The 25,695-nt window shown below is 59.7% G+C and carries 29 protein-coding genes; 18 read left to right on the plus strand and 11 right to left on the minus strand.

The genetic code is table 11. The annotated features are described in order from the left end of the window. Window positions 1-5: 5 nt before the first annotated feature. From AC1RAC_RS22375 to recX, 9 genes are all read left to right on the plus strand, one after another. Window positions 6-2,228: a phage tail tape measure protein gene (locus AC1RAC_RS22375; RefSeq protein ID WP_492617000.1), complete on the plus strand. Its 2,223-nt coding sequence runs from the start codon at window positions 6-8 to the stop codon at window positions 2,226-2,228. Further along, window positions 2,228-2,611 (plus strand): phage tail protein, encoded by a 384-nt coding sequence (locus tag AC1RAC_RS22380; protein ID WP_014717171.1) that lies wholly within the window; start codon window positions 2,228-2,230, stop codon window positions 2,609-2,611. The genes AC1RAC_RS22375 and AC1RAC_RS22380 overlap by 1 nt, the downstream gene beginning before the upstream one ends. After that, window positions 2,604-2,816, plus strand: a complete 213-nt coding sequence (locus AC1RAC_RS22385) for a tail protein X (RefSeq protein ID WP_014717172.1) — start codon at window positions 2,604-2,606, stop codon at window positions 2,814-2,816. Before AC1RAC_RS22380 ends, AC1RAC_RS22385 begins: the two co-directional genes overlap by 8 nt. A gap of 9 nt (window positions 2,817-2,825) precedes the next feature. After that, the gene (locus AC1RAC_RS22390; RefSeq protein WP_236281437.1) at window positions 2,826-3,827 is read left to right on the plus strand and encodes a contractile injection system protein, VgrG/Pvc8 family; all 1,002 of its coding nucleotides are present in this window, start codon (window positions 2,826-2,828) and stop codon (window positions 3,825-3,827) included. Between the two features lie 22 nt (window positions 3,828-3,849). Then, the gene (locus tag AC1RAC_RS22395) at window positions 3,850-4,407 is read left to right on the plus strand and encodes a glycoside hydrolase family 19 protein (RefSeq protein ID WP_034126486.1); all 558 of its coding nucleotides are present in this window, start codon (window positions 3,850-3,852) and stop codon (window positions 4,405-4,407) included. Then, on the plus strand, window positions 4,395-4,889 hold the full coding sequence (locus AC1RAC_RS22400) for a lysis system i-spanin subunit Rz (protein ID WP_034126487.1): 495 nt from the start codon (window positions 4,395-4,397) through the stop codon (window positions 4,887-4,889). Before AC1RAC_RS22395 ends, AC1RAC_RS22400 begins: the two co-directional genes overlap by 13 nt. An 81-nt stretch (window positions 4,890-4,970) precedes the next feature. After that, window positions 4,971-5,471, plus strand: coding sequence for a CinA family protein (locus AC1RAC_RS22405; protein ID WP_054897099.1), 501 nt, complete (start codon window positions 4,971-4,973; stop codon window positions 5,469-5,471). An 83-nt stretch (window positions 5,472-5,554) separates the two neighbouring features. Beyond that, on the plus strand, window positions 5,555-6,613 hold the full coding sequence (recA, locus tag AC1RAC_RS22410) for a recombinase RecA (protein ID WP_014717176.1): 1,059 nt from the start codon (window positions 5,555-5,557) through the stop codon (window positions 6,611-6,613). Window positions 6,614-6,621: 8 nt separating this feature from the next. Beyond that, complete coding sequence (gene recX, locus AC1RAC_RS22415) at window positions 6,622-7,089, plus strand: recombination regulator RecX (RefSeq protein WP_198791399.1); 468 nt, start codon at window positions 6,622-6,624, stop codon at window positions 7,087-7,089. Window positions 7,090-7,148: 59 nt separating this feature from the next. Here recX and AC1RAC_RS22420 read toward each other — a convergent pair whose 3' ends face one another. After that, window positions 7,149-8,261, minus strand: coding sequence for an LOG family protein (locus AC1RAC_RS22420; RefSeq protein WP_492617001.1), 1,113 nt, complete (start codon window positions 8,259-8,261; stop codon window positions 7,149-7,151). Window positions 8,262-8,556: 295 nt separating this feature from the next. Next, the gene (locus AC1RAC_RS22425) at window positions 8,557-8,991 is read right to left on the minus strand and encodes a PA3611 family quorum-sensing-regulated virulence factor (RefSeq protein ID WP_034126491.1); all 435 of its coding nucleotides are present in this window, start codon (window positions 8,989-8,991) and stop codon (window positions 8,557-8,559) included. Window positions 8,992-9,169: 178 nt separating this feature from the next. Between AC1RAC_RS22425 and AC1RAC_RS22430 the strand changes: the two genes are divergently transcribed. The 3 genes from AC1RAC_RS22430 (at window position 9,170) to AC1RAC_RS22440 (ending at window position 11,229) form a co-directional block, all read left to right on the plus strand. Beyond that, window positions 9,170-9,889, plus strand: coding sequence for a tRNA-uridine aminocarboxypropyltransferase (locus AC1RAC_RS22430; protein ID WP_294164427.1), 720 nt, complete (start codon window positions 9,170-9,172; stop codon window positions 9,887-9,889). A gap of 251 nt (window positions 9,890-10,140) precedes the next feature. Further along, the gene (gene erdR, locus AC1RAC_RS22435) at window positions 10,141-10,791 is read left to right on the plus strand and encodes a response regulator transcription factor ErdR (protein WP_003189050.1); all 651 of its coding nucleotides are present in this window, start codon (window positions 10,141-10,143) and stop codon (window positions 10,789-10,791) included. A gap of 75 nt (window positions 10,792-10,866) precedes the next feature. Further along, window positions 10,867-11,229 carry a diacylglycerol kinase gene (locus tag AC1RAC_RS22440; protein WP_252950948.1) on the plus strand — a complete coding sequence of 121 codons (363 nt, stop codon included), beginning with the start codon at window positions 10,867-10,869 and terminating at the stop codon, window positions 11,227-11,229. A 3-nt stretch (window positions 11,230-11,232) separates the two neighbouring features. Here the strand turns inward: AC1RAC_RS22440 and AC1RAC_RS22445 are convergent, their stop codons facing one another. Further along, a complete protein-coding gene (locus AC1RAC_RS22445; RefSeq protein ID WP_003189054.1) occupies window positions 11,233-12,159 on the minus strand; it encodes a LysR family transcriptional regulator in 927 nt (308 codons plus the stop codon). 125 nt (window positions 12,160-12,284) lie between these two features. On the opposite strand from AC1RAC_RS22445, the gene fpr reads away from it, so the two are divergent. After that, the gene (gene fpr, locus AC1RAC_RS22450) at window positions 12,285-13,064 is read left to right on the plus strand and encodes a ferredoxin-NADP reductase (protein WP_003189055.1); all 780 of its coding nucleotides are present in this window, start codon (window positions 12,285-12,287) and stop codon (window positions 13,062-13,064) included. A 181-nt stretch (window positions 13,065-13,245) separates the two neighbouring features. Here fpr and tsaA read toward each other — a convergent pair whose 3' ends face one another. The 7 genes from tsaA to AC1RAC_RS22485 all read right to left on the minus strand — a co-directional run bounded on the left by tsaA (window position 13,246) and on the right by AC1RAC_RS22485 (window position 18,141). Continuing rightward, on the minus strand, window positions 13,246-13,941 hold the full coding sequence (gene tsaA / locus AC1RAC_RS22455; protein ID WP_054917804.1) for a tRNA (N6-threonylcarbamoyladenosine(37)-N6)-methyltransferase TrmO: 696 nt from the start codon (window positions 13,939-13,941) through the stop codon (window positions 13,246-13,248). Between the two features lie 3 nt (window positions 13,942-13,944). Further along, complete coding sequence (locus AC1RAC_RS22460) at window positions 13,945-14,406, minus strand: YehS family protein (RefSeq protein ID WP_005785469.1); 462 nt, start codon at window positions 14,404-14,406, stop codon at window positions 13,945-13,947. A gap of 68 nt (window positions 14,407-14,474) precedes the next feature. Then, window positions 14,475-15,185: an rRNA pseudouridine synthase gene (locus AC1RAC_RS22465; protein WP_014717183.1), complete on the minus strand. Its 711-nt coding sequence runs from the start codon at window positions 15,183-15,185 to the stop codon at window positions 14,475-14,477. 207 nt (window positions 15,186-15,392) lie between these two features. Further along, window positions 15,393-15,863, minus strand: a complete 471-nt coding sequence (locus AC1RAC_RS22470; protein ID WP_072447648.1) for a GNAT family N-acetyltransferase — start codon at window positions 15,861-15,863, stop codon at window positions 15,393-15,395. Window positions 15,864-15,963: 100 nt separating this feature from the next. Next, the gene (gene rimO / locus AC1RAC_RS22475; RefSeq protein WP_003231334.1) at window positions 15,964-17,304 is read right to left on the minus strand and encodes a 30S ribosomal protein S12 methylthiotransferase RimO; all 1,341 of its coding nucleotides are present in this window, start codon (window positions 17,302-17,304) and stop codon (window positions 15,964-15,966) included. Between the two features lie 181 nt (window positions 17,305-17,485). Next, window positions 17,486-17,821 (minus strand): addiction module antidote protein, encoded by a 336-nt coding sequence (locus tag AC1RAC_RS22480; protein WP_034126496.1) that lies wholly within the window; start codon window positions 17,819-17,821, stop codon window positions 17,486-17,488. Then, entirely contained in the window at window positions 17,818-18,141 is a 324-nt protein-coding gene (locus AC1RAC_RS22485; RefSeq protein WP_034126497.1) for a type II toxin-antitoxin system RelE/ParE family toxin, read from the minus strand. The genes AC1RAC_RS22480 and AC1RAC_RS22485 overlap by 4 nt, the downstream gene beginning before the upstream one ends. Window positions 18,142-18,555: 414 nt before the next feature. Here AC1RAC_RS22485 and AC1RAC_RS22490 point away from each other — a divergent pair, with 414 nt between their 5' ends. The 4 genes from AC1RAC_RS22490 to AC1RAC_RS22505 all read left to right on the plus strand — a co-directional run bounded on the left by AC1RAC_RS22490 (window position 18,556) and on the right by AC1RAC_RS22505 (window position 22,720). Next, complete coding sequence (locus AC1RAC_RS22490; protein WP_014717187.1) at window positions 18,556-20,457, plus strand: potassium transporter Kup; 1,902 nt, start codon at window positions 18,556-18,558, stop codon at window positions 20,455-20,457. A gap of 126 nt (window positions 20,458-20,583) precedes the next feature. Continuing rightward, the gene (locus AC1RAC_RS22495; RefSeq protein ID WP_034126499.1) at window positions 20,584-21,690 is read left to right on the plus strand and encodes an NADH:flavin oxidoreductase/NADH oxidase; all 1,107 of its coding nucleotides are present in this window, start codon (window positions 20,584-20,586) and stop codon (window positions 21,688-21,690) included. Between the two features lie 103 nt (window positions 21,691-21,793). Then, window positions 21,794-22,330 carry a GNAT family N-acetyltransferase gene (locus AC1RAC_RS22500; RefSeq protein ID WP_197900801.1) on the plus strand — a complete coding sequence of 179 codons (537 nt, stop codon included), beginning with the start codon at window positions 21,794-21,796 and terminating at the stop codon, window positions 22,328-22,330. Between the two features lie 204 nt (window positions 22,331-22,534). Then, entirely contained in the window at window positions 22,535-22,720 is a 186-nt protein-coding gene (locus AC1RAC_RS22505) for a hypothetical protein (protein WP_014717190.1), read from the plus strand. A gap of 53 nt (window positions 22,721-22,773) precedes the next feature. Here AC1RAC_RS22505 and AC1RAC_RS22510 read toward each other — a convergent pair whose 3' ends face one another. Further along, window positions 22,774-24,399: a glucan biosynthesis protein D gene (locus AC1RAC_RS22510; protein ID WP_054917809.1), complete on the minus strand. Its 1,626-nt coding sequence runs from the start codon at window positions 24,397-24,399 to the stop codon at window positions 22,774-22,776. Window positions 24,400-24,703: 304 nt separating this feature from the next. On the opposite strand from AC1RAC_RS22510, the gene AC1RAC_RS22515 reads away from it, so the two are divergent. Continuing rightward, a complete protein-coding gene (locus tag AC1RAC_RS22515; RefSeq protein ID WP_492617002.1) occupies window positions 24,704-25,411 on the plus strand; it encodes a tellurite resistance TerB family protein in 708 nt (235 codons plus the stop codon). Window positions 25,412-25,695 lie beyond the last annotated feature (284 nt).

Below are 25,695 nucleotides of genomic sequence, written 5' to 3' on the forward strand. Positions count from 1 at the left end.
GCGCAATGGCAGATAGTAATAATGGAGCAGGGTCAGCCATTGCCAAGGACGGCGTGATGACTCAGGGCGCACTTCAGGTGACAGGAATGCAGGCCAGTCTCAAACCTATCACCCAAGCGCTGCCGAGCCCGCTTGAGGTGGCACCGGGGAGTGCGGCGAGTTTGGCCCTGGCATTGGCCGATGCCAGCTTGCAGATCAAGCATCTGGCGGACGGGCAGGTACGGTTGGTCGATACGCTGGAGCTGTTCAACGTCTCGTTGCTCAAGGTGATGGACGCCCGGCAAGCTCAAACTGCCGGGAACGCAGAGGCTACGAAGACCGTCGCGGCTACAGACAAGCGCACACCCTCGCAGGCGCTGGACGCCGCGATGACCGATATTGATCAACTGTTGATGCTTGCCCGGCATGAGCGCAAGGCATTGCGTGAAGCCAACCTTGCCATGGCGTCCGAGCCGGTGGTGGCTGCCAGTGGTGCCAGTGCCGTCGACCTCGCAAAGGTCGAGTATGCCGCCGCCCGTTCCGGTATCGGCAGTGATCGCAAGGACGCATCGGGCAATATCGACCCCGTTGGGCGCCGGGCAGACCTGCAGCAGTTCGCTCGCGACGCTGCGATCCTGGCGACGGCGTTCAAGATCGACGTCAAAAATGCCGGCGAAATCATGGGCGGCTGGCGCGAGTCAATGCACCTTGATCGCGCACAAGCCTTGGACCTTGCCGACGCAACAAACGTGCTGGGCACCCAGGTATCGCTCAAGGCCGAATCGGCGGATATCGGCGCTGTTGTGCAACTCCAAGGCGCTGCCGCGAAGGCTGCGGGCATGAGTCCCGAACAGGCTGCAGCGCTTTCGGCGGCGTTGTTGAGCGCAGGTAACAGCAAGGTTGTTGCTGGTGCCGGGCTGGAAAAAATCAGCGCCGTCCTGGCTAAAGGCGACAACGCCTCTGCAGGGCAACGCAGTGCCTGGGCAGAGCTCAAGCTTGATCCAAAAGTACTCGCGGCGGGCATGAAACAGGACGCCCCACAGGCCGTGCTTACGGTGCTGGAGGCGCTCAAGTCGCAACCTGCCGAAAGGCAGGCGGTGCTGGCGACGCAGTTGTTCGACGGCAACCAGACGATTCTGAGCCTGGTACCGGTGATCGACAGCGTGAAACAGGCCTTTTCGCTGGTCGCAGAAAAATCCACCTACGCCACTTCGACGCTGGGCGACCAAGGTTCGGTGCTGCGTTCGGCCGAGGTTCGTGCGGACTCTACTTACGCACGTCGGCAAGCCTACGAGGCCAGTACCACGCGCTTGAGCACTGCCTCTGATACAGCGCTGGCCCCCGTTGTGGATGCCAAGCTGACCGCCATGAACGGCCTGGTCAGTGGCGTGGCTTGGCTCGCGGAGGGCCTGCCCAAGGCTGCCGCTGCCGTCACCCTGGCGGGGGCGGTGCTGATCCCGGTGGTTTCCGGTGTTTTCGGTGCCGTGAAGGACAAGATTTTCGAAAAGGTCGCAGGGAAAGTGCTCGGAGAGGGGCCGGCAGCCGGGAATAAAACCACACCGCCGGACAGCCAGCGCAAAGCCCCGAGTAATGACGGGCACAACGGTAATCGCCCGTCTGCTTCCGGCCCTGGCATCTCTGGCAAAGCGGCGAAGGTGAGCAAGCTGGCCAAAGGGGTCCCCCTGGGTTTGGTGGTGGCCCAGGCCGGTGTCGAGATGACGCAAGGCGCGATGACCGGAAACCTGGGTCAAGCGGTTGGCACTAGCGTGGGCTCCATCGGCGGCGGTGTTGCCGGCGGTGTCGTCGGTGATGTGGCCGGGATGGCGATAGGCCGAGCGGTCGGCACGCTGGCGGGAGCTGTTATCGGTTCGGTTGTTCCGGGTGCCGGCACAGTGTTGGGCGGTGTGATGGGCGGCGTCGCCGGGGGCGCAATCGGTAAGGTAGTCGGTGGCGCCGTGGGCACTTTCGTGGGCAGTGACGTCGGTGCGTGGCTGGCTGAAAAAGTGATGGGGACGGGCGATCGCCTGCCATCCCCCACGGAGGTCAGCAAAAACCTCAACGCCCCTCAGGCCGACAACCGCCAAATCAACTTCGCCCCGCAAATCACCATCACCGCGCCTGAGCAAGCCAGCCATCAACAACTGGCGGCGCTCGTGGTGCAACAGATCGAAGCGCAATTTACCCCGCTGTCGATGGACAACCTGCTGGCGACCCGACGCGGCGCAGCACTCACCGATGGAGCTGTGTGATGCGACAACAGATGGTCTTGGGTACTTTTATTTTCGGGCTGTCCCGTGGGTTCGCCTACGACACGCTTGATCGTGGTAGCAGCGGGGGCTGGGTCAGTCTCGACATCATTGCCGGCAAACCTAAATCCAGCCAGGTCGGCCAGGGGCTCGAAACGCTGGCATTGGGCGGCAAGGCTGCGCGTGCCAATGGCATGGCGCGCCTGGATGAGTTGCGCACCCTGCAGGCCCTGCGGGCGCCGTTGCCTTTGGTGGACGGGTTGGGGCGTAACTGGGGGCTATGGACCATCCAGTCGATCAGTGAAAAACAAGCCAGCGTGATCGACGACGGGACGGCCATGGTGATCAATTGGACATTGTTACTGGAGGAGTTCGTCAATGCGTAGGGTTCGAAGCATTGCCGGCGACTCGGTGAACCTGTTGCTCTACCGCGAACTGGGGCGCAGTGATGATGCCGCAGAAGAAGCGTTGTGGCGCTTGAACCCGGAGTTGGCCGAACAGGGCGCGGTACTGCCGGCGGGCGTCAGCGTGCTGGTGCCCGAATTGGACGCGCAACCGGTTGCGAGTCGGCCGGTTTCTGCCTGGGATTAAGGAGCCATCATGGCACTCGGATTTACACCTGTAGTGGAGCTATACGGAGCCAATGCCGCGTTATTCAACGAGCGGCTATTGGAGTGGGAGCATACCGACGCAGCGGGGTTTGTATCTGATCAACTGAAGTTGACCCTCGATATCGAGGGGCTTGAAGGGCTGCCCGATCTGGGCGGCAAAATTGGCCTGCGTATTGGCTATCTGGAATCGGGCCTGGTGGATAAGGGTGTGTTCAAGATTACCCAGCGCACGCCGTCGATGTTCCCATTGAGACTGGTGCTGGTGGCCACGGCGGCACCGTTCGACGAGCACGAATTCAAACAGCGCCGCACCGCCAGCCATGGGCCGATAACCCTGGGTGCGCTGTTTCGCCAACTGACCACCCGATACGGTTTTTCACCGCGTGTGGCGCCTGAACTCGACGGTGAGCCGATCGCGCACATCGATCAGACCAATGAAAGCGACATGGCTTTTCTGACGCGCCTGGCCAAGCGCTTCGATGCGGTGGCCAAGCCTGTCGATGAGCTGTATGTACTGGGGCGCAAAGGCCAGATCAAGACGCTGTCGGGCAAGGCATTGCCGGATGTTCGGTTGTCGATTACCCATGACAATCGTCCAGGTGACCGCGCGTTCATCAGCGCCAGTTTCACCGAAACCAGCCGTGCCAAATACAACGGCGCGCAAACGTCATGGTGGGACGCGGCAGCCGGAAAACAGCGTGTCGTCAAGGTGGGCATCGCACCCTTCAAAGTGGTGACACAGCGATACCAGAGCGAGGACGAAGCACGCTCGGCGGCGCAAGGAGAGATGCGGCGGGTGGGGCGCGAAGGGTTGCAGATCGATGTGGTCTGCCCGGGTAATCCTTCGCTGGCTGCTGAAGGCCTGTTGCTGCTGGATGAGTCGTGGCCGAGGTTCATGCAAGGGCGCTGGTCGATTAAAACGGTGAAATCCAGGGGCGAGCGAAAAGGTGGCTATCGGAGTACGGTCCAGGCCAGCGGTTTGTCGGTGTAGATCCTTCCTTAGAGTAAAACCCATGGTAATCACACATGCTCAGCTTCTGGGTGTAATGCCTGGAGCCCGCCTTCGCGCGGGCATTTTTTTAACCTTTCTAAATGCGGCCTTTGCGGGGCATCAGATCAATACGGCCCGTCGCGTCGCCGCCTTCCTCGCCCAAATCGGTCACGAGTCTGCCCAGTTACAGTACGTGCGCGAATTGGGTAGCGATCAATACCTGAGCAAGTACGACACCGGTAGCTTGGCCGCGCGGCTGGGCAACACCCCTGAGGCGGACGGTGATGGGCAAATGTATCGGGGCAGGGGGTTGATCCAGATCACCGGGCGCCGTAATTACATGGCGTGCAGCCAAGCTCTGTTTGGTGACGATCGTCTGCTGCGACAACCAAAATTGCTGGAGCAGCCACAGTGGGCCTGCGAATCTGCCGCCTGGTTCTGGCAAAGCAACGGCCTCAATGAGCTCGCCGACAAAGACCAGTTCACCACCATCACTCGCCGTATCAATGGTGGGCTCAACGGTCTGGACGATCGTTTGCGGTTATGGGTGCGAGCGAAGGCGGTGCTATGCGTTTCCTAGGTGCGTTTCGCTTGGTCGGTGTGTGCCTGCTCATGGCGCTTGTTTGGCAGGTGCAGGCGTGGCGATACGGGGCGCAGCTGGAGCTGCAATCGGTCCGACATACACAGGCGCTCAGCCAACAAAGCCAGGCAATTCTTCAGCAACAACAGGCTGAACAGGCCAAACGCCTGGCCCTTGAACAGCAAATCTCTACTAGCGATCACCAACACATTCAGGAATTGAACGATGCCCTGCGTAATCAAGCGGCTCTGCGCGATCGCCTGGCCACTGCTGATGTGCGGCTGTCAGTCCTTCTCGCCACCGTCACCACTGGCTGCACAGTGCCTGCCGCCCCCAGCCCCGGCGGCGTGGTTCATGCAACCTCGCGAGCCCGACTTGACCCGGCGCATGCTCAGCGAATTATCCGCATCACCGACGACGGCGATAACGCCCTGATCGCCTTGCGTGCTTGCCAGGCCTACGTGCAGGCCGTCGCGCATTAGCGTCTTGATGCACTCTGTACCTTGCATGGTCGATGGGCTCCTGTAGGGTAGGCAAACCCCCGCCCATTCCTGGAGACGACCGTGAAGGAAATCACTCAACTGGCTGCCGAACTGGGGCGCCGTTTGCAGGTGCTCAGTGCCCACGTCACCACTGCCGAGTCCTGTACCGGCGGCGGCATCGCCGAAGCCATCACGCGGATCCCGGGCAGTTCGGCCTGGTTCGAGGCGGGCTATGTCACTTATTCCAACCGACAGAAGACCCGGCAGTTGAATGTACCGGAAAAACTGTTCGCCAAAGTCGGGGCCGTCAGCCAGGAAGTGGTGGAGGCGATGGCCCGCGGCGCGCAGGAAAAAAGCCTGGCGCGGTTTGCCGTGGCGGTCAGCGGTGTTGCCGGCCCCGATGGCGGTTCGCCGGACAAGCCGGTGGGCACCGTTTGGCTGGCTTTTGCCGTGGGCGAAGAGGTGACGGCTGAGCTTGCGCACTTCACCGGCAACCGCGACGAGGTCCGCCGACAAACGGTAAAAGCCGCGCTGGAGGGCTTGTTGCGACGAGCTGCAGCAGAAATAGACAATCAGGGGTAGGCGATCTTGGATCTTTGTGGAACAATACTGTCTACTTATACAGGTGTTGGCCGTCAGGCCTTATTGATTACGTGAGGACTTTAATGGACGACAACAAGAAGAAAGCCTTGGCTGCGGCCCTGGGTCAGATCGAACGTCAATTCGGCAAGGGTGCCGTAATGCGTATGGGCGATCACGACCGTCAGGCGATCCCGGCTATTTCCACTGGCTCTCTGGGTCTGGACATCGCGCTCGGCATTGGCGGCCTGCCAAAAGGCCGTATCGTTGAAATCTACGGTCCTGAATCTTCCGGTAAAACCACCCTGACCCTGTCGGTGATTGCCCAGGCGCAGAAAATGGGCGCCACCTGTGCGTTCGTCGACGCCGAGCACGCCCTGGATCCTGAATACGCCGGCAAGCTGGGCGTCAACGTTGATGACCTGCTGGTTTCCCAGCCGGACACCGGCGAGCAAGCCCTGGAAATCACCGACATGCTGGTGCGCTCCAACGCCATCGACGTGATCGTGGTCGACTCCGTGGCTGCCCTGGTACCCAAGGCTGAAATCGAAGGCGAAATGGGCGACATGCACGTGGGCCTGCAAGCCCGCCTGATGTCCCAGGCGCTGCGTAAAATTACCGGTAACATCAAGAACGCCAACTGCCTGGTGATCTTCATCAACCAGATCCGTATGAAGATCGGCGTGATGTTCGGCAGCCCGGAAACCACCACCGGTGGTAACGCGCTGAAGTTCTACGCTTCGGTCCGTCTGGATATCCGCCGTACTGGCGCGGTGAAGGAAGGTGACGAGGTTGTTGGTAGCGAAACCCGCGTCAAGGTCGTGAAGAACAAAGTGGCGCCGCCATTCCGTCAGGCTGAGTTCCAGATTCTCTACGGTAAGGGTATCTACCTGAACGGCGAGATGATCGACCTGGGCGTACTGCACGGTTTCGTCGAGAAGTCCGGTGCCTGGTATGCCTACAACGGCAGCAAGATCGGTCAGGGCAAGGCCAACTCGGCCAAGTTCCTGGCGGATAACCCGGATATCGCTGCCACGCTTGAGAAGCAGATCCGCGACAAGCTGTTGACCGCAGCGCCGGACGTGAAGGCGGCTGCCAACCGCGAGCCGGTAGATGAAATGGAAGAAGCCGATACTGACGTCTGAAGCAAGCGATGACTGTTGTACTGGATACACTCGTCGCCGTTCGGCGCACTGCGATGGACCTGCTCGCTCGCCGCGAGCATGGTCGAGTCGAACTGACACGTAAGTTGCGTCAGCGCGGCGCAGAGCCTGAGATGATCGAAACAGCCCTCGACCGGTTGACGGAAGAAGGGCTGTTGTCGGAAGCCCGTTACCTCGAAAGCTTTGTGTCTTACCGTGCACGCTCCGGTTATGGACCTGCGCGGATTCGCGAAGAGTTGAGCCAGCGTGGACTGCAACGTGCCGATATTGAACTTGCGCTACGTGAGTGCGGTATCAGTTGGCAGTCGCAGTTGGAGGAAACCTGGCGTCGCAAGTTTGCTGGGCATCTTCCTATTGATGCCAAGGAGCGTGCGAAGCAAGGTCGCTTCTTGAGTTATCGCGGGTTTTCGATGGACATGATCAGCCGCTTATTGAGCGGTCGGGATATGGACGACTGAGCAAAAAACAAAAGGCCCACTATGAAAATAGTGGGCCTTTTTTTTTTGCCTGCAAAAAATCACGCTGTTTCTGGTGTCATCCGTTGCTGTGCCTTGCCCTGGGCCTGTGCCCAGTTCTCCGGCAGGTTGATGTAATCCACCAACTCCCGCAATCGCCCCTGGTCGCGACCGTTGAAATTGAACACCAAACGCGTCAAATGGCTGAACCTCGGTTCGTCATGGTCTTCGCCCGTATAGGCGAGTTGCTGGAACTCGCCACTGAGCCGCAGGCTGGCAAACGCTTGCTGCATATGGGCCAGGGCGCGGTCACTCAGTGGATGATTCATGCGCACCACAAACTCACGCTTAAGCCAACGGGTGGAGTGGAAGTTGGCGTAGAACTGGTTGATTTTGTCCACCGCCTCTTCGGCGCTGTAGACCAGGCGGACCAGTTTGAGGTCGGTGGGCAGGATGTAGCGATTGGCTTCCAGCTGGCTGCGGATGAAATCCAGGGCGCCTTGCCAGAATCCACCGCCCGGCGCATCCAGTAGCACTACCGGCACCAGCGGGCTCTTGCCGGTCTGGATCAGGGTCAGCACTTCCAATGCCTCGTCGAGGGTGCCGAAGCCGCCAGGGCACAACACCAGCGCGTCGGCTTCTTTGACGAAGAACAGCTTACGGGTAAAGAAGAAGTGGAATGACAGCAGGTTGTCGGTGCCATCAATGGTTGGGTTGGCATGCTGTTCAAAGGGCAGGGTGATATTGAACCCCAGGCTGTGCTCCAGGCCCGCTCCTTCGTGGGCTGCGGCCATGATCCCGCCACCGCCACCGGTGATGACCATCAGGTCGGAACGTGCCAACGCCGCACCCACCTCTCGGGCCAGCGCATACAGCGGGCTTTCCACTGGCGTACGCGCCGAGCCGAATACCGTGACTTTGCGCCGGCCCTTGAATTGTTCGAGCACCCGAAAGGCATGGTCCAGTTCACGGATGGCACGCAGGGTGATCTTGGCGTTCCAGCGATCACGGTCGTCTTGGGCCATGCGCAGGACGGTGAGGATCATGTCTCGATAAAGAGGGATATTCGGGCTGTTGGGGGCGATCAACTGAATTTGTGCGTCGACCTGCTGAGTGAGGTCGGTCCCGTTTTCTTCAAAATGACGAAGCAGCAAATCATTCGATTCATAAGGCATTCAATTTCTCCTTCTTTACAGGGCCTGGGTAGTCGACGAGAACGTCGCCTGGGCCACGACACTGCTTGTGTCGCGGCATGCCGCAAGAGGGCAGGCCTTTTTTTGCCCTGAAAATATGACAGAACAGCATTAAAAACTGTGGTGGGCGGGCATCTGGGATGAACTGATCATGGGCCGAAAAACCCTTGGCTGGCAACCGCTTATTGGGGGTTCATTACGCAGTTTAGTCGTTGGTGGCAAACGCAGAGGAAGCGTGCGCGCCGCTGGGAAGCAGCGCGGGAGGGTCAAGCAGAGGTTACTTTTTCTTTTTCGCCGGAGCCGGGCAATCGGCCTCTGCGAACTTGACGGAAGCCACCGGGCGATTGGTCTTGTTCTCGGTAATTTCGTAGCGCATCACTGCGCCCTTGGCCATCAGCTCGCGGTAGCCCGGGTTGGTGCACACACTGCGGCCCAGCTGGAAATACACAGCCTTGGGGTTGGCGCGCATCTGTTCGGCACGGTCAGGCAGCACGCTGAGGTGATCGATCAGTTGCATCCCTTCAACGGTGTAGGCGACTTCCAGGGTTTTTTCATCGATTTCCCGGGGCAGGTCCTTGTTGCTTTCGGCCGCGACGCTTTGCAGCTTCTTGTTCATTTGAGCCTCCAGCAGCGAGGCCGCGTGGGCGCCCATAGGCAAGACCAGCGCAAGGGCGACGGATGGGGCAACAAGGCGCAGCATGGAACGCAGCATGAAACTCTCCTGATTCGGTTACTGGTGCATAGACCAGCCACTGGGCTGTGCGTTCAGTGGCGCGCAATTATAGGTGAGCCCTTGCCACTACAGCCAGGCGTATCGCTGGTAAACTGCTGGACTTCTGTTTTTCACGAGTTTGTTCCGTGTCGATTTCTTCTACTTCGCCGCGTGCCCGATGAGTCACGCCGTCTCCCGCTTGCGTACCCAGCGTCTGGCGCGTGCCGTCAGGCCGTTTCTCAATCGGGGTTCCCGTGCTGAGCGCTGTCCCGGCTGCCGGGTCATTCCTGAGTACTGCCTGTGTGCCTGGCGGCCTCAGGTAGGAGCCAAGTCCGCCATGTGCCTGTTGATGCATGACGTAGAACCGATGAAACCCAGCAACACGGGTTGGCTGATCGCCGATGTCATACACGACACCACGGCATTCGCCTGGTCGCGTACCGAAGTCGACCCCGAGTTGCTCAGGTTGCTGGCCGACCCGCAGTGGCAACCGTACATCGTATTTCCCGGTGAATTCGTTGCGCCGCAACGGGTGGTCAGTGAAGTGCGCGTGGAGGAGGGCAAGCGCCCACTGTTCATCCTGTTGGACGGCACCTGGAGCGAAGCGCGCAAGATGTTTCGCAAAAGTCCCTATCTGGAACATTTACCGGTGCTGAGCCTGGCGCCTGAGCAGCTGTCGCGTTACAAACTACGGCGCTCCAAGCGCGATGACCATTTCTGCACCGCCGAGGTGGCGGCGCTGTGCCTGGAGCTGGCCGATGACCTGGTCGCCAGCGAAGTGCTGGATGCCTACCTCGATGTGTTCAGCACCCATTACCTGGCTGCCAAGTTCCAACTGCCACTGGATGCGGCAGACACCGTGCATACGCGCCTTGCACCCTACATCCCGGCGGGATAACCAGACGACGTTTGCATGATGGCACTGTAAGCCCGCAACCCGCTAAAATCCCCACGGGCGTAGTGCTTGACCCTCCAGGCTACGCTGGGCATGCTGTGCGCCGATTGGGCGCAACCGTGAATTATCGACGTCGTTTCATGTGTTTTTGACGTTGAGCGGGCCCTGTGGCGATCGCTGCCCGGCCGTCGCCTCGTGTATTGGTGAACCCTGAACCCATCAGGGCTCCCATAAAAAACAGGATCATTTAACCAATGGCCACATACGAAATCCTGATTGCCGATGACCACCCGCTGTTTCGCAGCGCACTGCATCAGGCCGTAACCCTGGGCCTTGGCCCCGATGTACGTTTGGTCGAAGTAGCCAGCATTGCCGAACTGGAAGCCCGCCTGACTGAAAAATCCGACTGGGACCTGGTGTTGCTCGACCTGAACATGCCGGGCGCCTACGGTTTTTCCGGGCTGGTGCTGCTGCGTGGCCAATACCCGCAGATCCCCGTGGTGATGGTGTCGGCCCAGGAAGAAGCCGACGTGGTGGTGCGCTCCAAGGAGTTTGGCGCCAGCGGTTTCATTCCCAAGTCCAGCGCAATGGAAGATATCCAGAAAGCCGTGCGCACGGTGTTGGACGGCGATGTGTCCTGGCCACCCCAGGCGTTTGAAGAAATCAATGTGTCCGATGAAGCCAAGGCCGCCCGCGATGGCCTGGCCAGCTTGACGCCCCAGCAGTTCCGGGTGTTGACCATGGTTTGCGAAGGTTTGTTGAACAAGCAGATTGCCTACGAATTGAGTGTGTCGGAAGCGACCATCAAGGCCCACGTTACGGCGATTTTCCGTAAGTTGGGCGTGCGTACGCGCACTCAGGCGGCGTTGCTTTTGCAGCAACTTGAGTCTATCTCGCAACATTAAGTTACAGCCGCTTCACGCTTTTTTGACTTTGCGTGATCTAGCTTCCCCACTTCTTTGGTTCAGTTGCCTACATCTATGTCGCCTTTCAAGGGTCAAACCGGTATCAAACGTATTTTCAACGCAGGGGGCTATTCCCTGGATGGCCTGCGTGCGGCTTTCACTGGCGAGGCGGCATTCCGCCAGTTGGTGTTGCTGAACGTCATCCTGATCCCCTTGAGCTTTTTCCTGCAGGTCAGCCGGGTTGAACGGGCGCTGCTGATTGCAGTGTGTTTGTTGGCGCTGATCGTCGAATTGCTCAACTCAGCGGTAGAAGCGGCCATTGACCGTATTTCCCTGGACCGCCACCCGCTGTCGAAAAACGCCAAGGACATGGGCAGCGCCGCGCAATTCGTGGCACTGACCATGATCACCCTGGTATGGGTTGTGATCCTGATCTGACGATCAGGCGATACTCGGCAGCACGATCTCGTCGCTGCGCTGCACCCCGGCGGTGAAAGCGCGGCACAGTTCGAGAAATTCGCGCATCGCCGAGGTCTGGTATTTCTGCTTGTGCCAGATGAAGTAGAACTGCCGGGCCAAATCCAGGTCCGGGGTTTCTACCGGCACCAGGCTGCCACGGCGGAAGGCATCACGCAGCGCCAGCCGCGAAATGCAGCCAATCCCCAAGCCTGACTCCACAGCTCGCTTGATTGCCTCGGTGTGTTCCAGCTCCAGGCGGATATTCAGTGCGCTACGGTGGTGACGCATAGCCTGGTCGAAGGTCAGGCGCGTGCCCGAGCCTTGTTCTCGCAGGATCCACGCTTCGTGGGTCAACTCGTCCATGGTGGCCACGCCACGCTTGGCCAAATGATGCTGGGGCGCACAGAACACCACCAGCTCATCTTCTACCCACGTCTGTACCTCGATATCCGGGTGGCTGCAGTCGCCTTCGATTAGACCCAGGTCAATTTCGTAGTGGGCAACCTGATGCACGATATGGGCAGTGTTCTGCACGTGCAGCTTTACCTGGCTCTCGGGGTGTTGCTGCATAAAGCTGCCAATCAGCAGCGTCGCCAGGTAATTGCCGATGGTCAGCGTGGCGCCGACCGCCAGGGAACCGAAGCCGGACTTGCCGTTGAGCAGGTCTTCGATCTCCTTGGCTTGGTCCAGCAATGCCACGGCCTGGGGTAACAGCTGGTGACCGAGGGCGTTGAGGCTCAGGCGTTTGCCGGCGCGGTCGAATAATTGGCAGCTGGATTGACGCTCCAGCTCGGTAATCGAGGTGCTGGCGGCGGATTGAGATAAGGCCAGAAGGCCAGCAGCGCGCGAGACGCTTTCCTGCTGGGCGACGGCGACGAAAACTTGCAGTTGACGGAGAGTAAATCGCATATCGATATAACCGATAACCCTTATCTTAATAATCCAGTTAACAGATATTGTCGCCGCCATTAGAATGCTGTGCAATTGCGCATCCATACCTTTGGCGCAGACCCATTTCCAGGAGTCCCCCGTACATGAGCAACATGAACCACGAGCGTGTCCTCAGTGTTCATCACTGGAACGACACTCTGTTCAGCTTCAAGTGCACCCGCGATCCGGGCCTGCGCTTCGAGAACGGTCAGTTCGTGATGATCGGCCTGCAACAACCCAACGGCCGCCCGCTCATGCGCGCTTACTCCATTGCCAGCCCGAACTGGGAAGAGCATCTGGAGTTCTTCAGCATCAAGGTGCCCGATGGCCCGCTGACTTCCCAGTTGCAGCATCTGAAGGAAGGCGACGAGATCATCATCAGCAAAAAACCGACAGGTACTCTGGTGCTTGACGATTTGAAGCCGGGCAAGCATCTGTATCTGCTCAGCACCGGTACTGGCCTCGCCCCGTTCATGAGTGTGATCCAGGACCCTGAGACCTACGAGCGCTTCGAAAAAGTCATCCTGTGCCACGGCGTGCGCTACGTCAACGAAGTCGCCTACCGCGAATTCATCACCGAGCACCTGCCGCAGAACGAGTTCTTCGGTGAGGCCCTGCGTGACAAGTTGATCTACTACCCGACCGTGACCCGCGAGCCGTTCGAAAACGAAGGCCGCCTGACCGACCTGATGCGCAGCGGCAAGCTGTTCAGCGACATCGGCCTGCCGCCAATCAATCCTGAGGACGACCGCGCCATGCTGTGCGGCAGCCCAAGCATGTTGGACGAGACCAGCGAAGTGTTGAACAGCTTTGGCCTGAAGGTTTCGCCACGGATGCGTGAGCCGGGTGACTACCTGATCGAGCGTGCGTTCGTCGAGAAGTGACTTCGGGTCACTTGTAGGAGCGAGCTTGCTCGCGAAGAACGCCAACGATAACGCTGGCATCTTGACTGAACGCGGTGCCTGCTCGTTTTTCGCGAGCAAGCTCGCTCCTACAGTCGAATGCGTTGCAAAGAAAAGCCCGCGTTGCCTGTGAAGGCAGCGCGGGCTTTTGCGTTTCTGCGATTTACTGCGCCGAAACCACTTCCAGCACACAAATCATCCCCGGCTCCGGGTAGTGCCAGCGCACATCCACGTCCCAGAACCGCACACCGTATTCCCGTTCTGAGGTAGGAACCTGATACGCCGGCCGCGGATCCTGTGCCAGACACTGTTCAATCAACTCCACCAACGGTTCACCAAGGCGCTGTGCATGGCCTTGCGCCTGTTGCAGTGCAGCCTTGAGCCATTGCACGCCGATCAGCGCGGGCGCATCGCTGGCGATGTCGTTGGTGGCCGCATCCACGATATCGGCATAAGGCACATACGGCTTGATATCCAACACCGGCGTGCCATCGAGCAAATCTATGCCGGAAATCCACAGGCGCCCCGGTTCCACCTTGTCCAGCTTCACCACCGACTGGCCGATGCCATTGGGGCGATGGGTTGCGCGGGTGGCAAACACGCCCATGGACGTATTGCCGCCCAGGCGTGGCGGGCGCACTTTCAGGCGTGGCTTGTCTTCCAGGGCCTGATGAAACAGAAACAGCAGCCACACATGGCTGACCTGCTCCAGCCCCTGCACCGCCTCACCCTGGTCGAACGGCGCCACCAGCTCCAGCACGCCACGGGCAGCCGGTGCCAGTTGCGGTTGGCGCGGGATGGCGAACTTCTCCTTGAAACAGGAGCGTACGAAGCCGACGGGCGAGACCTGGTAACTCATGGCTTAGGCACGGACCCGCAAGGTCAGGCCCTTGAGGAAGTTGCGCAGCAACTGATCGCCACAGGTGCGGTAGTTGGTATGACCAAACTTGCGGAACAGCGCGCTCAGCTCTGGCTTGGACACCGGGAACTCCGCCGCCTTGAGGATTGCATGCATGTCGTCTTCCTTCAGTTCGAAGGCCACGCGCAGCTTTTTCAGGATGATGTTGTTGGTCACCGGGGTTTCGATCGGCTGCGGCGGGCGGCTTTCGTCCTTGCCGCGCTTGAAAATCACCAAGCCATCGAGGAAGTGAGCCATGACTTCATCCGGGCAGAACACGAAGCCTTCTTCCTCATCTTTCTTGAGGTAGGTCAGCAGGTCTTCCTTGGTCACGTCCATGCCGCCGAGCTTGATGATCTCGACCATCTTGTTGTCGCTGATGTCGAGCATGTAGCGCACGCTGCGCAGTACGTCGTTGTGAATCATGATGGGCAATCCTGGTATTCAACTGATGACACCGCCGGAATCAGGCGGTGTCGGGAAAAGGGAACGGCTTAAAACTTTTCTTTGCCGGACAGGTAACGCCATTGGCCCACTGGCACCTTGCCAATGGACACGCCGCCGATGCGGATGCGGCGGATGGCGATGACTTTCAGGCCAACGGCTTCGCAGAACAGCGCGATCACGCCGGGTTGCGGGTTTTTCATCGCAAAGCGCAGGCGGTTCTCGTTCTGCCAGCTGGCTTTGACGGCAGGCAGCTCTTTGCCTTTGTAGGTCAGGCCGTGGTTCAAGCGGTTAAGGCCGTGGGCAACCATGTCGCCTTCGACTTCCACCACGTATTCCTGCTCGATCTTGGCGGCATCGGCGGTCAACTTGCGCAGAATCTTCCAGTCTTGGGTGAACACTAGCAGGCCACTGGCCTTGGCTTGCAGGTCGGCGCTGGCGCTCAGGCGCAGAAAGTGCCCCTTGAGCGGGCGCTTGCCGAAGCGGTGCTCTTCAGAAAGGGTTTCGGCGCTGATCGAGGCCATGGCGGTTTCAGCATCCATGCCTGCGGGGGCGTGCATCAGGATGGTCACCGGCTCTGGCGCGGTGGCTTTAGCTTCCGGGTCCAGCTCGACCTTCTCGTCAGTGACCTTGAACTGCGGCTCGTCGATCACTTCGCCGTCCACCGAGACCCAGCCGCCTTCGATAAACAACTCAGCCTCCCGACGGGAGCAACCGACCAGTTCGATAAGGCGTTTGGAGAGGCGTATGGGGTCAGTCATGACAAGGGCCGTAACAAAAGGGGGCCACTATTGTACCTGCCTGGCGCCGGTTAATCCCGGCCCCATTTCAGCACATGGGCCATAACAATTACTTAACTGACACAACACGGGTTAAATGTGGGAGCTGGCTTGCCTGCGATGGCGGTATACCAGCACCGGATGGGTAGACTGACCCGACGCCTTCGCAGGCAAGCCAGCTCCCACAGTTCAGGCATTACGGGCCTGTTGCTGCTGGCGCAGACGCAGGTGCAACAACGGATAAGGCTGCCCAAGCCCATCATGGTCCGTTCGCCCGATCACCTCGAAGCCTTGCTTGAGGTAAAAACCCAGGGCCTGGGGGTTCTGTTCGTTGACGTCCAGTTCATCGGCGTTCATGTGTTCGATCGCGTAGCCCAGCAATTGCCGGCCCAGCCCCTGGCCACGGTAGCGCGGGTCGATAAACAGCATTTCCACCTTGCCCGCCGACACCCCGGCGAAGCCGGTAATGTGCTGGCGCACGTCCTTGGTGCAGATCAGCATGACCGCATCGAGATAGCGGCTCAGCACCAGGTTTTTCAACATGTCGATATAGCTGTCCGGGAGGAAGTCGTGGGTGGCGCGTACCGAGTCCTCCCAGATCTGCACCAGGCGTGCGTAGTCGCTGGTTTTAGGTGTGTGAATCACCGAATGCTGACGCATGCCCGCTGTCCCTTGCTGTATTCGGGGTTGATGGACAATACGATAGACCTAAAAAAGCCCCGCATCTTCTCAGAGGCGAGGCTTTTTTATCACCGTGCGATCAGTCGCGCTTTTCAGCCCACAAGTCGTACTCGTCGGCGTCGGTCACGGTGCACCAGACTTTGTCACCCGGCTTCAGGCCGCTGGCATCGTCGATAAATACGTTACCGTCGATTTCTGGGGCGTCGAAGAAGCAACGACCTACCGCGCCTTGCTCGTCGACTTCATCGATCAGCACTTCGATTTCCTTGCCGATGCGCAGTTGCAGGCGTGCCGAGCTGATGGCCTGCTGGTGCGCCATGAAGCGCTCCCAACGGTCTTGCTTGACGTCGTCCGGTACCACGGCCAAGTCCAGCAGGTTGGCCGGTGCACCTTCCACCGGCGAGTACTGGAAGCAACCGACGCGGTCTAGCTGCGCTTCGGTCAGCCAGTCCAACAGGTACTGGAAGTCTTCCTCGGTCTCGCCGGGGAAACCGACGATGAAGGTGGAGCGGATGATCAGCTCCGGGCAGATCTCGCGCCAGTTCTTGATGCGTGCCAGGGTCTTGTCTTCAAACGCCGGGCGTTTCATCGCCTTGAGCACTTTCGGGCTGGCGTGCTGGAACGGGATGTCCAGGTACGGCAGGATCTTGCCGGCGGCCATCAACGGGATCAACTCGTCCACGTGCGGGTACGGGTAAACATAGTGCAGGCGCACCCACACGCCCAGGCTGCTGAGGGCTTCGCACAGCTCGGTCATGCGGGTTTTCACCGGCGCGCCGTTCCAGAAACCGGTGCGGTATTTCACATCGACGCCGTAGGCGCTGGTGTCCTGGGAGATCACCAGCAGCTCCTTGACGCCAGACTTGACCAGGCGCTGGGCCTCGTCGAGCACATCACCCACCGGGCGGCTTACCAGTTTGCCGCGCATCGACGGAATGATGCAGAAGCTGCAGCTGTGGTTGCAGCCTTCGGAAATCTTCAGATATGCGTAGTGACGCGGGGTCAGCTTGATGCCTTGAGGCGGCACCAGGTCGATCAGCGGATTGTGATCCTGGCGTGGCGGCACCACCTCGTGCACAGCGTTGACCACTTGCTCGTACTGCTGCGGGCCGGTCACCGCCAGCACACTCGGGTGCACGTTACGGATATTGCCTTCTTCCACACCCATGCAGCCGGTCACGATGACCTTGCCATTTTCCTTGATGGCTTCGCCGATCACTTCCAGGGATTCGGCCTTGGCCGAGTCGATGAAGCCGCAGGTGTTGACCACCACCACATCGGCGTCCTGGTAAGTGGACACGACGTCGTAGCCTTCCATACGCAATTGCGTGAGGATGCGCTCGGAGTCGACAAGCGCCTTCGGGCAACCCAGGGAAACAAAGCCAACCTTAGGGTTGGCTTTTGCGATGGTGGTGGACATGTCTAACCTCGGTATTGAATGACGCTGCCGGTCGTGCACGACAAGGCAACGGATGGGCGCTTGGTGCGCCTCTGATCAAAAAGTGCGCAATTCTATCGACGGCTAACGCACTTGACCAGCTTTATGCAGGGAAATACGACGAGTGCTGCGCCGGGTAATCCCCATAGCTACTGGCGCGCGCTTAAGCCTGGACGTCTTGTTCTGTTCGGTGCGATACCACTTTAGACATGCCCACACCTAACGCCTGGAGGACTTTAAGCAAAGTGGAGAGCTTAGGATCACCGCCGACGCCGATGGACCTGTAAAGGTTTGCTCTATTGAGTCCTGTGTTCTGCGACAAGCTGAGCATCCCACCACGAGCTTCCGCCACTCGACGGATAGCGACAAGGAAAGCGTCCTCGCCACCGGCTTCATCTATTTCCTCAAGCGCGACAGATAAATATTCGAGGGCAAATGCCTCGTCGTTGCGAAGCATTTCCAGAACGCTATCTTCGTGCGGGCGGGTACGAATGGTCATTTTTGCTGCACCTTGTAAGATTTCCAGAGAGCCTTGGCCTGATCGATATCGTTCTGCTGTCTGGCCTTCGAACCACCGCCCAATAGAAAAATGATTTTTCGATCCTGGACTGCGTAATACACGCGAAACCCCGGGCCGAAGTCGAGCTTCATCTCAAAGACCCCATCACCCACTGGCTCGGTAACGCCAAAGTGACCAAGGGACGCCCGATCCACTCTGGTGGTGATTCTTGCTTTCGAACGCGTGTCCTGCACTGTATCCAGCCAAGCCTGGTAGATATCCACGCCGTTGATTGACAGTACGTGTTTCACTTCGTACATGAGGAGTGTACCTTAAAAGAGACAGTCCGATAGTTGAGTTTTTATATCGACTGCGCGCCATGCGAATGCACGAATGACTGATCAGGTAATCCGGCCAAGGCGCTCCTGCTCACACCACCCACGCAGCACGACTGAGCCGGGCCAGGAATATACGGTTGGCCGTAAATGTGATCAATGCAGGCAAAAAGGCGCCAAAGTGCTGCTGTGCCCGCTATGACTGATTGCCTAAAACGACACCCCGTTCACTTGAACGGGGAAATACGACGAGTGCTGCGCTATGCTTCGCGCCGTTGCGCACGGGTAAAGCCCTTGGGTCAATAAAACGTCTGTTACGAGAAGTAAAACAGCGCATGCTAGGGTCAGCTTAGAAGCGCTGTTTATAAAAGACCTCAGGTCAAAGGGCAGGAGTGGTTGATGGGTCAGGCAAGTAGTCAGGCAGCAGGTGCCGAGCATTCAAAAGCCAAGCCGATTGGCATGCTGGTGGCGGCGGTCGGGGTGGTTTATGGTGATATCGGGACCAGCCCGCTCTACACCCTTAAAGAGGTGTTCAACGGCGGTTATGGGGTGCAGGTCAACCATGACGGTGTCTTGGGGATCCTGGCGCTGATCTTCTGGTCGCTGATCTGGGTGGTGTCGATCAAGTACGTATTGTTCGTGCTGCGTGCCGACAACCAGGGCGAGGGCGGCATCATGGCCCTCACCGCGTTGGCCCGGCGAGCTGCCGGGAAGCACACGAAATTGCGCAGTTTCCTGGTGGTGTGTGGCCTGTGTGGCGCGGCGTTGTTCTACGGCGACAGTATGATCACCCCGGCAATTTCGGTGTTGTCGGCCATCGAAGGCTTGGAACTGGCGTTCGACGGCCTGGAAAAATGGGTAGTGCCCATTGCCCTGGTGGTGCTGGTGGCGCTGTTCCTGATCCAGAAACACGGCACCGACCGCATCGGCAAGCTGTTTGGCCCTGTGATGGTTACCTGGTTCCTGGTATTGGGCGGCCTGGGGGTGTACGGCATCCTGCAGCAGCCCGAAGTGCTCAATGCGCTGAATCCGGCATGGGGCGTGCGCTTCTTCATGGTTCACCCCGGTATTGGCGTGGCGATCCTCGGCGCGGTGGTGCTGGCATTGACCGGCGCTGAAGCGTTGTACGCCGACATGGGCCACTTTGGCCGCAAACCCATCGCCCGCGCCTGGTTCCTGCTGGTGCTGCCGGCGCTGGTGCTGAACTATTTTGGCCAGGGCGCGATGCTGCTGGGCGATCCGGAGGCGGCGCGCAACCCGTTCTACCTGCTGGCGCCGAGCTGGGCACTGGTCCCGTTGGTGGGCTTGTCCACCATGGCCACGGTGATTGCTTCCCAGGCGGTGATTTCCGGCGCGTTCTCGTTGACCCGCCAGGCAATCCAGCTGGGTTACATCCCGCGCATGCATATCCAGCACACCTCCAGTGCCGAACAGGGCCAGATCTACATTGGTGCAGTGAACTGGTCGTTGATGGTCGGCGTGATCCTGCTGGTGCTGGGTTTCGAATCCTCCGGCGCTCTGGCCTCGGCCTACGGTGTGGCGGTGACCGGCACCATGCTGATGACCACCATCCTGGTATCAGCGGTGATGCTGCTGCTGTGGAAATGGCCACCGGTGCTGGCCGTGCCGCTGTTGCTCTGCTGCCTGTTGGTGGATGGCCTGTTCTTCGCCGCCAACGCGCCGAAGATCCTCCAGGGCGGCGCCTTCCCGGTACTGGCGGGGATCGTGCTGTTCGTGCTGATGACCACCTGGAAGCGCGGCAAGCAATTGCTGGTCGGCCGTCTCGACGAGGGTGGCCTGCCGTTGCCGATCTTTATCAGCAGTATCCGCGTACAGCCGCCCCATCGCGTTCAGGGCACGGCGGTGTTCCTCACCGCGCGGCCCGACGCCGTGCCCCATGCGCTGTTGCACAACCTGCTGCATAACCAGGTGCTGCATGAGCAGGTGGTGCTGTTGACCGTGGTCTACGAAGACATTCCACGGGTGCCTGCGGCGCGACGCTTCGAGGTGGATGCCTATGGCGAAGGCTTCTTCCGGGTGATCCTGCACTTCGGGTTCACCGATGAACCGGACGTGCCTGAAGCGCTGAAACTGTGCCATCTGGATGACCTGGACTTCAGCCCGATGCGCACCACCTACTTCCTCAGCCGTGAAACGGTAATTGCCTCGCGCATCAAAGGCATGGCCCGTTGGCGTGAAGTGTTGTTTGCCTTCATGTTGAAAAACGCCAACGGCAACCTGCGGTTCTTCAAACTGCCGGTCAACCGTGTGATCGAGTTGGGCACCCAGGTCGAGATGTAAGGCGCTGCCTACCGGGAGCCGGCAATCGGCTCCCGCTTTCCTTTCTGAACCCTGTGCAAACGATGGTTGTCGACTAGGCTCTATGCACTGTTGAACAGTGCCCACAGAACCCAGAAGAGGTGCGCCATGAGTCAGCTGCTCGAACCTTATACCCTGCGCCAATTGACCCTGCTCAACCGCATCGCGGTTTCACCCATGTGCCAATACTCCAGCGACGATGGCCTGGCCAATGACTGGCACCTGGTGCACCTCGGCAGCCGGGCCGTGGGTGGCGCCGGGCTGATTTTTACCGAGGCCACGGCGGTGACCGCCGATGGCCGTATCACCGCCCAGGACCTGGGCCTGTGGAACGACACCCAGATCGAACCATTGCGGCGCATCACCCGTTTTATCGCGGCCCAGGGCGCGGTGGCGGGTATTCAATTGGCCCACGCCGGGCGTAAGGCCAGCACCCACCGGCCATGGATCGGCAAACACGGCAGCGTCAAGCCGGAGGAGGGCGGCTGGGTGCCGGTGGGGCCCTCGCCGATTGCCTTCGACCCCAATCACACCCAGCCCAAGCCACTGGACGAAGCACAGATCCAGCAAGTAATCGCCGACTTTGTCGCCGCCGCCAGGCGCGCCTTGACCGCAGGCTTTGAGGTGGTGGAAATCCATGCCGCCCACGGGTACCTGCTGCACCAGTTTCTCTCGCCGATCAGCAACCAGCGTCAGGACCACTACGGCGGCTCCTTCGAAAACCGCATTCGCCTTGTGCTGGAAGTCACCAAGGCCGTGCGCGCCGTGTGGCCTGAGGAGTTGCCGCTGTTTGTACGCGTGTCGGCCACCGATTGGGTGGAAGACGGCTGGAACCCGGATGAGACCGTGGAATTGGCGCGCCGCCTGAAAGACCTCGGGGTGGATCTGATCGACGTGTCGTCCGGTGGTACCGCCGCCAATGCCGAGATTCCCACCGGCCCCGGCTACCAGACGCGCTTCGCCGAGCGCGTGCGCAAGGAATCGGGCATCGCCACCGGCACGGTCGGCATGATTACCGAACCGGCCCAGGCCGAGCACATCCTGCGTACCTGCCAGGCTGACATTATTTTTCTGGCCCGTGAACTGCTGCGCGACCCGTACTGGCCGTTGCATGCCGACGATGACCTGGGCGGACGCAAAGCCATCTGGCCGGCGCAGTACCAGCGGGCAACCCATCGGGACCAGCCGATCCATGAGTCGGATCTGCGGGATTGACCCTACTTATCTCTGTGCCAAACCCACCCTGATACGGTGGGTTTTTTCTTGCTCGCGTTTATAGGAGGGCTGATCCTTGGCGGTTGTTAAGCAGGAGAAGCTTATGCTGGTGGAACGCGCGTTAACCGAAGACGATATCCCTTTGCTGGCAACCATCGATCGTACGGAGCTGATCCCGGCGTGCTATCGCATGGACTGCGGCGAACTGGTGTTGTATGCCACACACCATGACATGCACGGCTGGCCCGAAGGCGAGGCTGAACAGGATGCGGTGGCGCTGCGTGCCTGCCTCCAGCGCGGCGGGTGGTTGTGGGGCGTATTCGACGGCCAGGTGCTGGTTGCCGCAGTGGTGGTGGACAATCGGCCGTTCCATCACCAGGGCCTGCTGATGCGGCAGCTGAAATTCCTGCATGTCAGCCACAGTGCCCGCGGTTCTGGCCTGGGCGGGCGGTTGTTGGCGCTGGCTTGCGAGCACGGCCGGCAAGTGGGGGCCCAAGCGCTCTATATCTCGGCGACGGAGTCGCGTAACACTGTGGACTTTTACCTGCGCCATGGTTGCCGTCTGTTGCAGCAACCCCACGCTGAGCTTTATGCGCAAGAACCGCTAGACATTCACCTGTATCGACCCCTGCGTGAGTAATGGCTGTAGGTTTTTATTACCGCCGTTATTTTTTAAGTTAATACTCTAAAAAAATCCCACGAATGATGAGATAGTTTCTACGCTAAGGGTAAGCCCGACTCCTGGCCCAGGGAGACAGGCGGTTGGTCCGCGAAGCCGTTGCGCTTCCCGGGAGTTTGGAAATGGGCACCAGGAGTGTTTGACTGATATCAGGAGTAGCGGTCCATGGCCAAGTCCTATGGCGTAGCGGGTGCGGTGGCGTCTTTTCTGAGCCGTCGGATGTCCTTGCGGGGTCGAAGGTTGAGTTCAGATGAGATGGAGTTGCTGGTGCAATACCGGGCGCTGACCGAGAGCGATCAGGTGGCGATGCGGTATCTGATTGGTGCGATGAAAAGCGTGTCGCGGTTCTAAGCCACCTGTGATCATTCCCACGCTGCGGCGTGGGAATGATCAGGCGGTTAATTTCAGGTGTACTTGCGCTGCTCCGGTGCTGGCGGGAAGTACTGATACAGCCAGGTTTCACTCAGGGTGCGGTCCTGGGTTCGTATAAACAGGCGCAATTCGACGGGTTCCACGCTGTCGCTGGTGGGGTACCAGTCGAACAGGATGCGATAGCCCTTGATGTTATCCAGCACCAGCACGCTGAAATCCTTCACCTCACCATGGGAACAAGTCACCACCGGCTCGATGCCGGTGCCCGCTGGCAGGCGATCCAGGCCGCCGCCCTTGAAGTCTACGGCGAAACGCCGCGCCCATACCTTCGGATAATGCTCGCCGGGTGCCCAGCCTTCGGTAAAACCGCCCATGCCCGAACGGGTCGCGTCGACCTGTGCCAGCGGCGTGCTCACCGGCGGCAGTGCGCTCCAGTACAGCTTGTAGCCGTAGTTGAGCGAATCACCCGCGGCCACGGGCTTTTTCGGGGTCCAGAAGGCCACGATATTGTCCAGGGTTTCGCCAGTGGTGGGGATTTCCAGCAAGTCGATGGAGCCTTCGCCCCAGGCCGTGGTCGGTTCAACCCACAGGCTTGGGCGTTTGCTGTACCAGTCGACGGTGTCCTGGTAGCTGGCGAACTCATGGTCGGTCTGCACCAGGCCGAAGCCTTTGGGGTTGGTGTCGGCGAACGCGTTGAATTGCAGCTTGGCCGGGTTGTTCAGGGGCCGGCAGATCCACTCGCCGTTGCCGCGCCACATGGCCAGGCGGTCCGAGTCGTGGATTTGCGGGTGAATGGTGTCGCACATGCGGCGCTCATGGGTGCCGCAGCTGAACATACTGGTCATGGGCGCGATGCCCAGTTGCTCGATGGCGGTGCGCGCATTGATGTGCGCGTCGATCGCCATCACCACTTGGTTGGCCTGGCAGTCGATATCGAAGCGGTAGGCGCCGGTGGCGCTTGGCGAGTCGAGCAGGGCGTAGACCACAAAGCGCGTGGCGTCCTTGTCCGGAGTTTCGAACCAGAACTGCGTGAAATCGGGGAATTCCTCGCGTTTTTTTGCGTAGGTATCAATCGCCAGGCCACGCGCCGAGAGGCCGTACTGGCCGGTGGAGTCCACCGCACGGAAGTAGCTGGCGCCGAGAAACGACAGCACGTCATGGCGGTCCAACTCCGGCGCCTTGAACAGCTTGAAGCCGGAGAAACCCAGGTCCCCGGTCAGTTGCTGGGTGTCCACCGTGGTTTTTTCATAGTTGAACAGTGAAGGGCGAAAATGCACTTCGCGGGCTTCACGGGTCTTTGGGTCGACGCTGTGCATACGCACCGGCGTCTTGAAGCCCATGCCGACGTGGAAGAACTGCACGTCCAGTTGGCCGTTCAACTCCTTCCACAGCGAATGGTTACGGTCATAGCCGATGGCGTTGAAATTCTGCGGGGTCATGGTGGCCAGGGTCGGCGGCAGCACCTGCTTAGTGTCCTGGTAGCCACGGGTGGCCAATTGCTTGGCCTGGGCCTTGAGCGATTCGAAATCGAACGCCACGGCTTTGCCATCGGCAGCCCGATTCCCGGCCCAGGCCTGCGCGGCCAGCAGGCCACTGGCCGACAAACCGGTGTAAGCCGCAATGGCCATGGATGCTTTGAGCAAATTCCTGCGGTGCATAGAGACAACCTGTCGTGAGCAAATCCCGCGCCGTTCCTGGCACGTAGCGGATCAGAAATAACGGTTCGGACATGCCTTCGGCCAAACGCAACGGACAATAAACAGACGCCGGATAGCTTAAGCGGTTCGATGAACAAGGCAAATTGGTTGATGGCGGGATGATGGCGTTGCATGTGCAACAAGACATTTCCAGCATCGCAGGAGAACGTTACATCTGGAAGCACTCTAGATCGCGGCTTTTTGGCACTTAGTTTTACGCTGGAGGCCTATTGGTCCTACGAACCCAAGTGTCTGGAGGCTACGAATGAATACCCGTGGATTGCTCGATCAGTTGCTCAAGTCTGGCCAGGACATGTTGCAAAACAAGGCCGGCGGCCAACGCAAATCCAATGACAAGGGCGCCCTCGGCGGCTTGCTCAGCGGTGGCGGGCTCGGCAGCATGCTCGGCGGTGCCGGCGGCGGCGCCCTGGCGGCGGGGGCCATGGGCTTGCTGCTGGGCAACAAGAAGGCGCGTAAATTCGGCGGCAAGGCGCTCACTTACGGCGGCCTAGCCGCACTGGGTGTGATTGCCTACAAGGCTTACGGCAACTGGCAAGCCCAGCAGGTCAACGCGCCCCAAGGCGAGCCTCAAACCATCGACCGCCTGCCGGCTGACCAGGTGGAGCAACACAGCCAGGGCATTCTCAAGGCACTGGTGGCCGCGGCCAAGGCTGATGGGCATGTGGATGAGCGCGAGCGCGCCTTGATCGAAGGCGAATTTACCAAGCTGGACAACGACCAGGAGCTGCAACACTGGCTGCACGCCGAACTCAACAAGCCCCTGGACCCCACCGACGTTGCCCGCGCCGCCAGCACCCCGGAAATGGCCGCCGAAATGTACATCGCCAGCGTGATGCTGGTGGACGAAGAAAACTTCATGGAAAAAGCCTACCTGGACGAACTGGCACGCCAACTGAAACTTGAACCAGGCTTGAAGCTTGAGCTGGAAAAACAAGTACGGCTAAACGCATAAATAGGGCCACACGCCAGTCAAACCTGTGGGAACGGGCTTGCCCGCGAATGCGGTGGGCCAGTCACTCTATTTCTGACTGACTGACTGACTGACTGACTGACTGACTGACTCACGCCATCGCGGCATAGGCACCAACACCGTAACCACGATACGAAGCGAGCCGCTCTTGATCTTGCTTTTGATCTGCTTGTGATCTTGATCTCAGGCGCCCCGTTAAACCACGCTGGCCGGAATTCGACAGGGATTTGGGGGGCCGCCGCCCCGCGCCATGGATGGCGCGTGGC

This window comes from Pseudomonas sp. GW823-FHT02F05 (assembly GCF_058797315.1).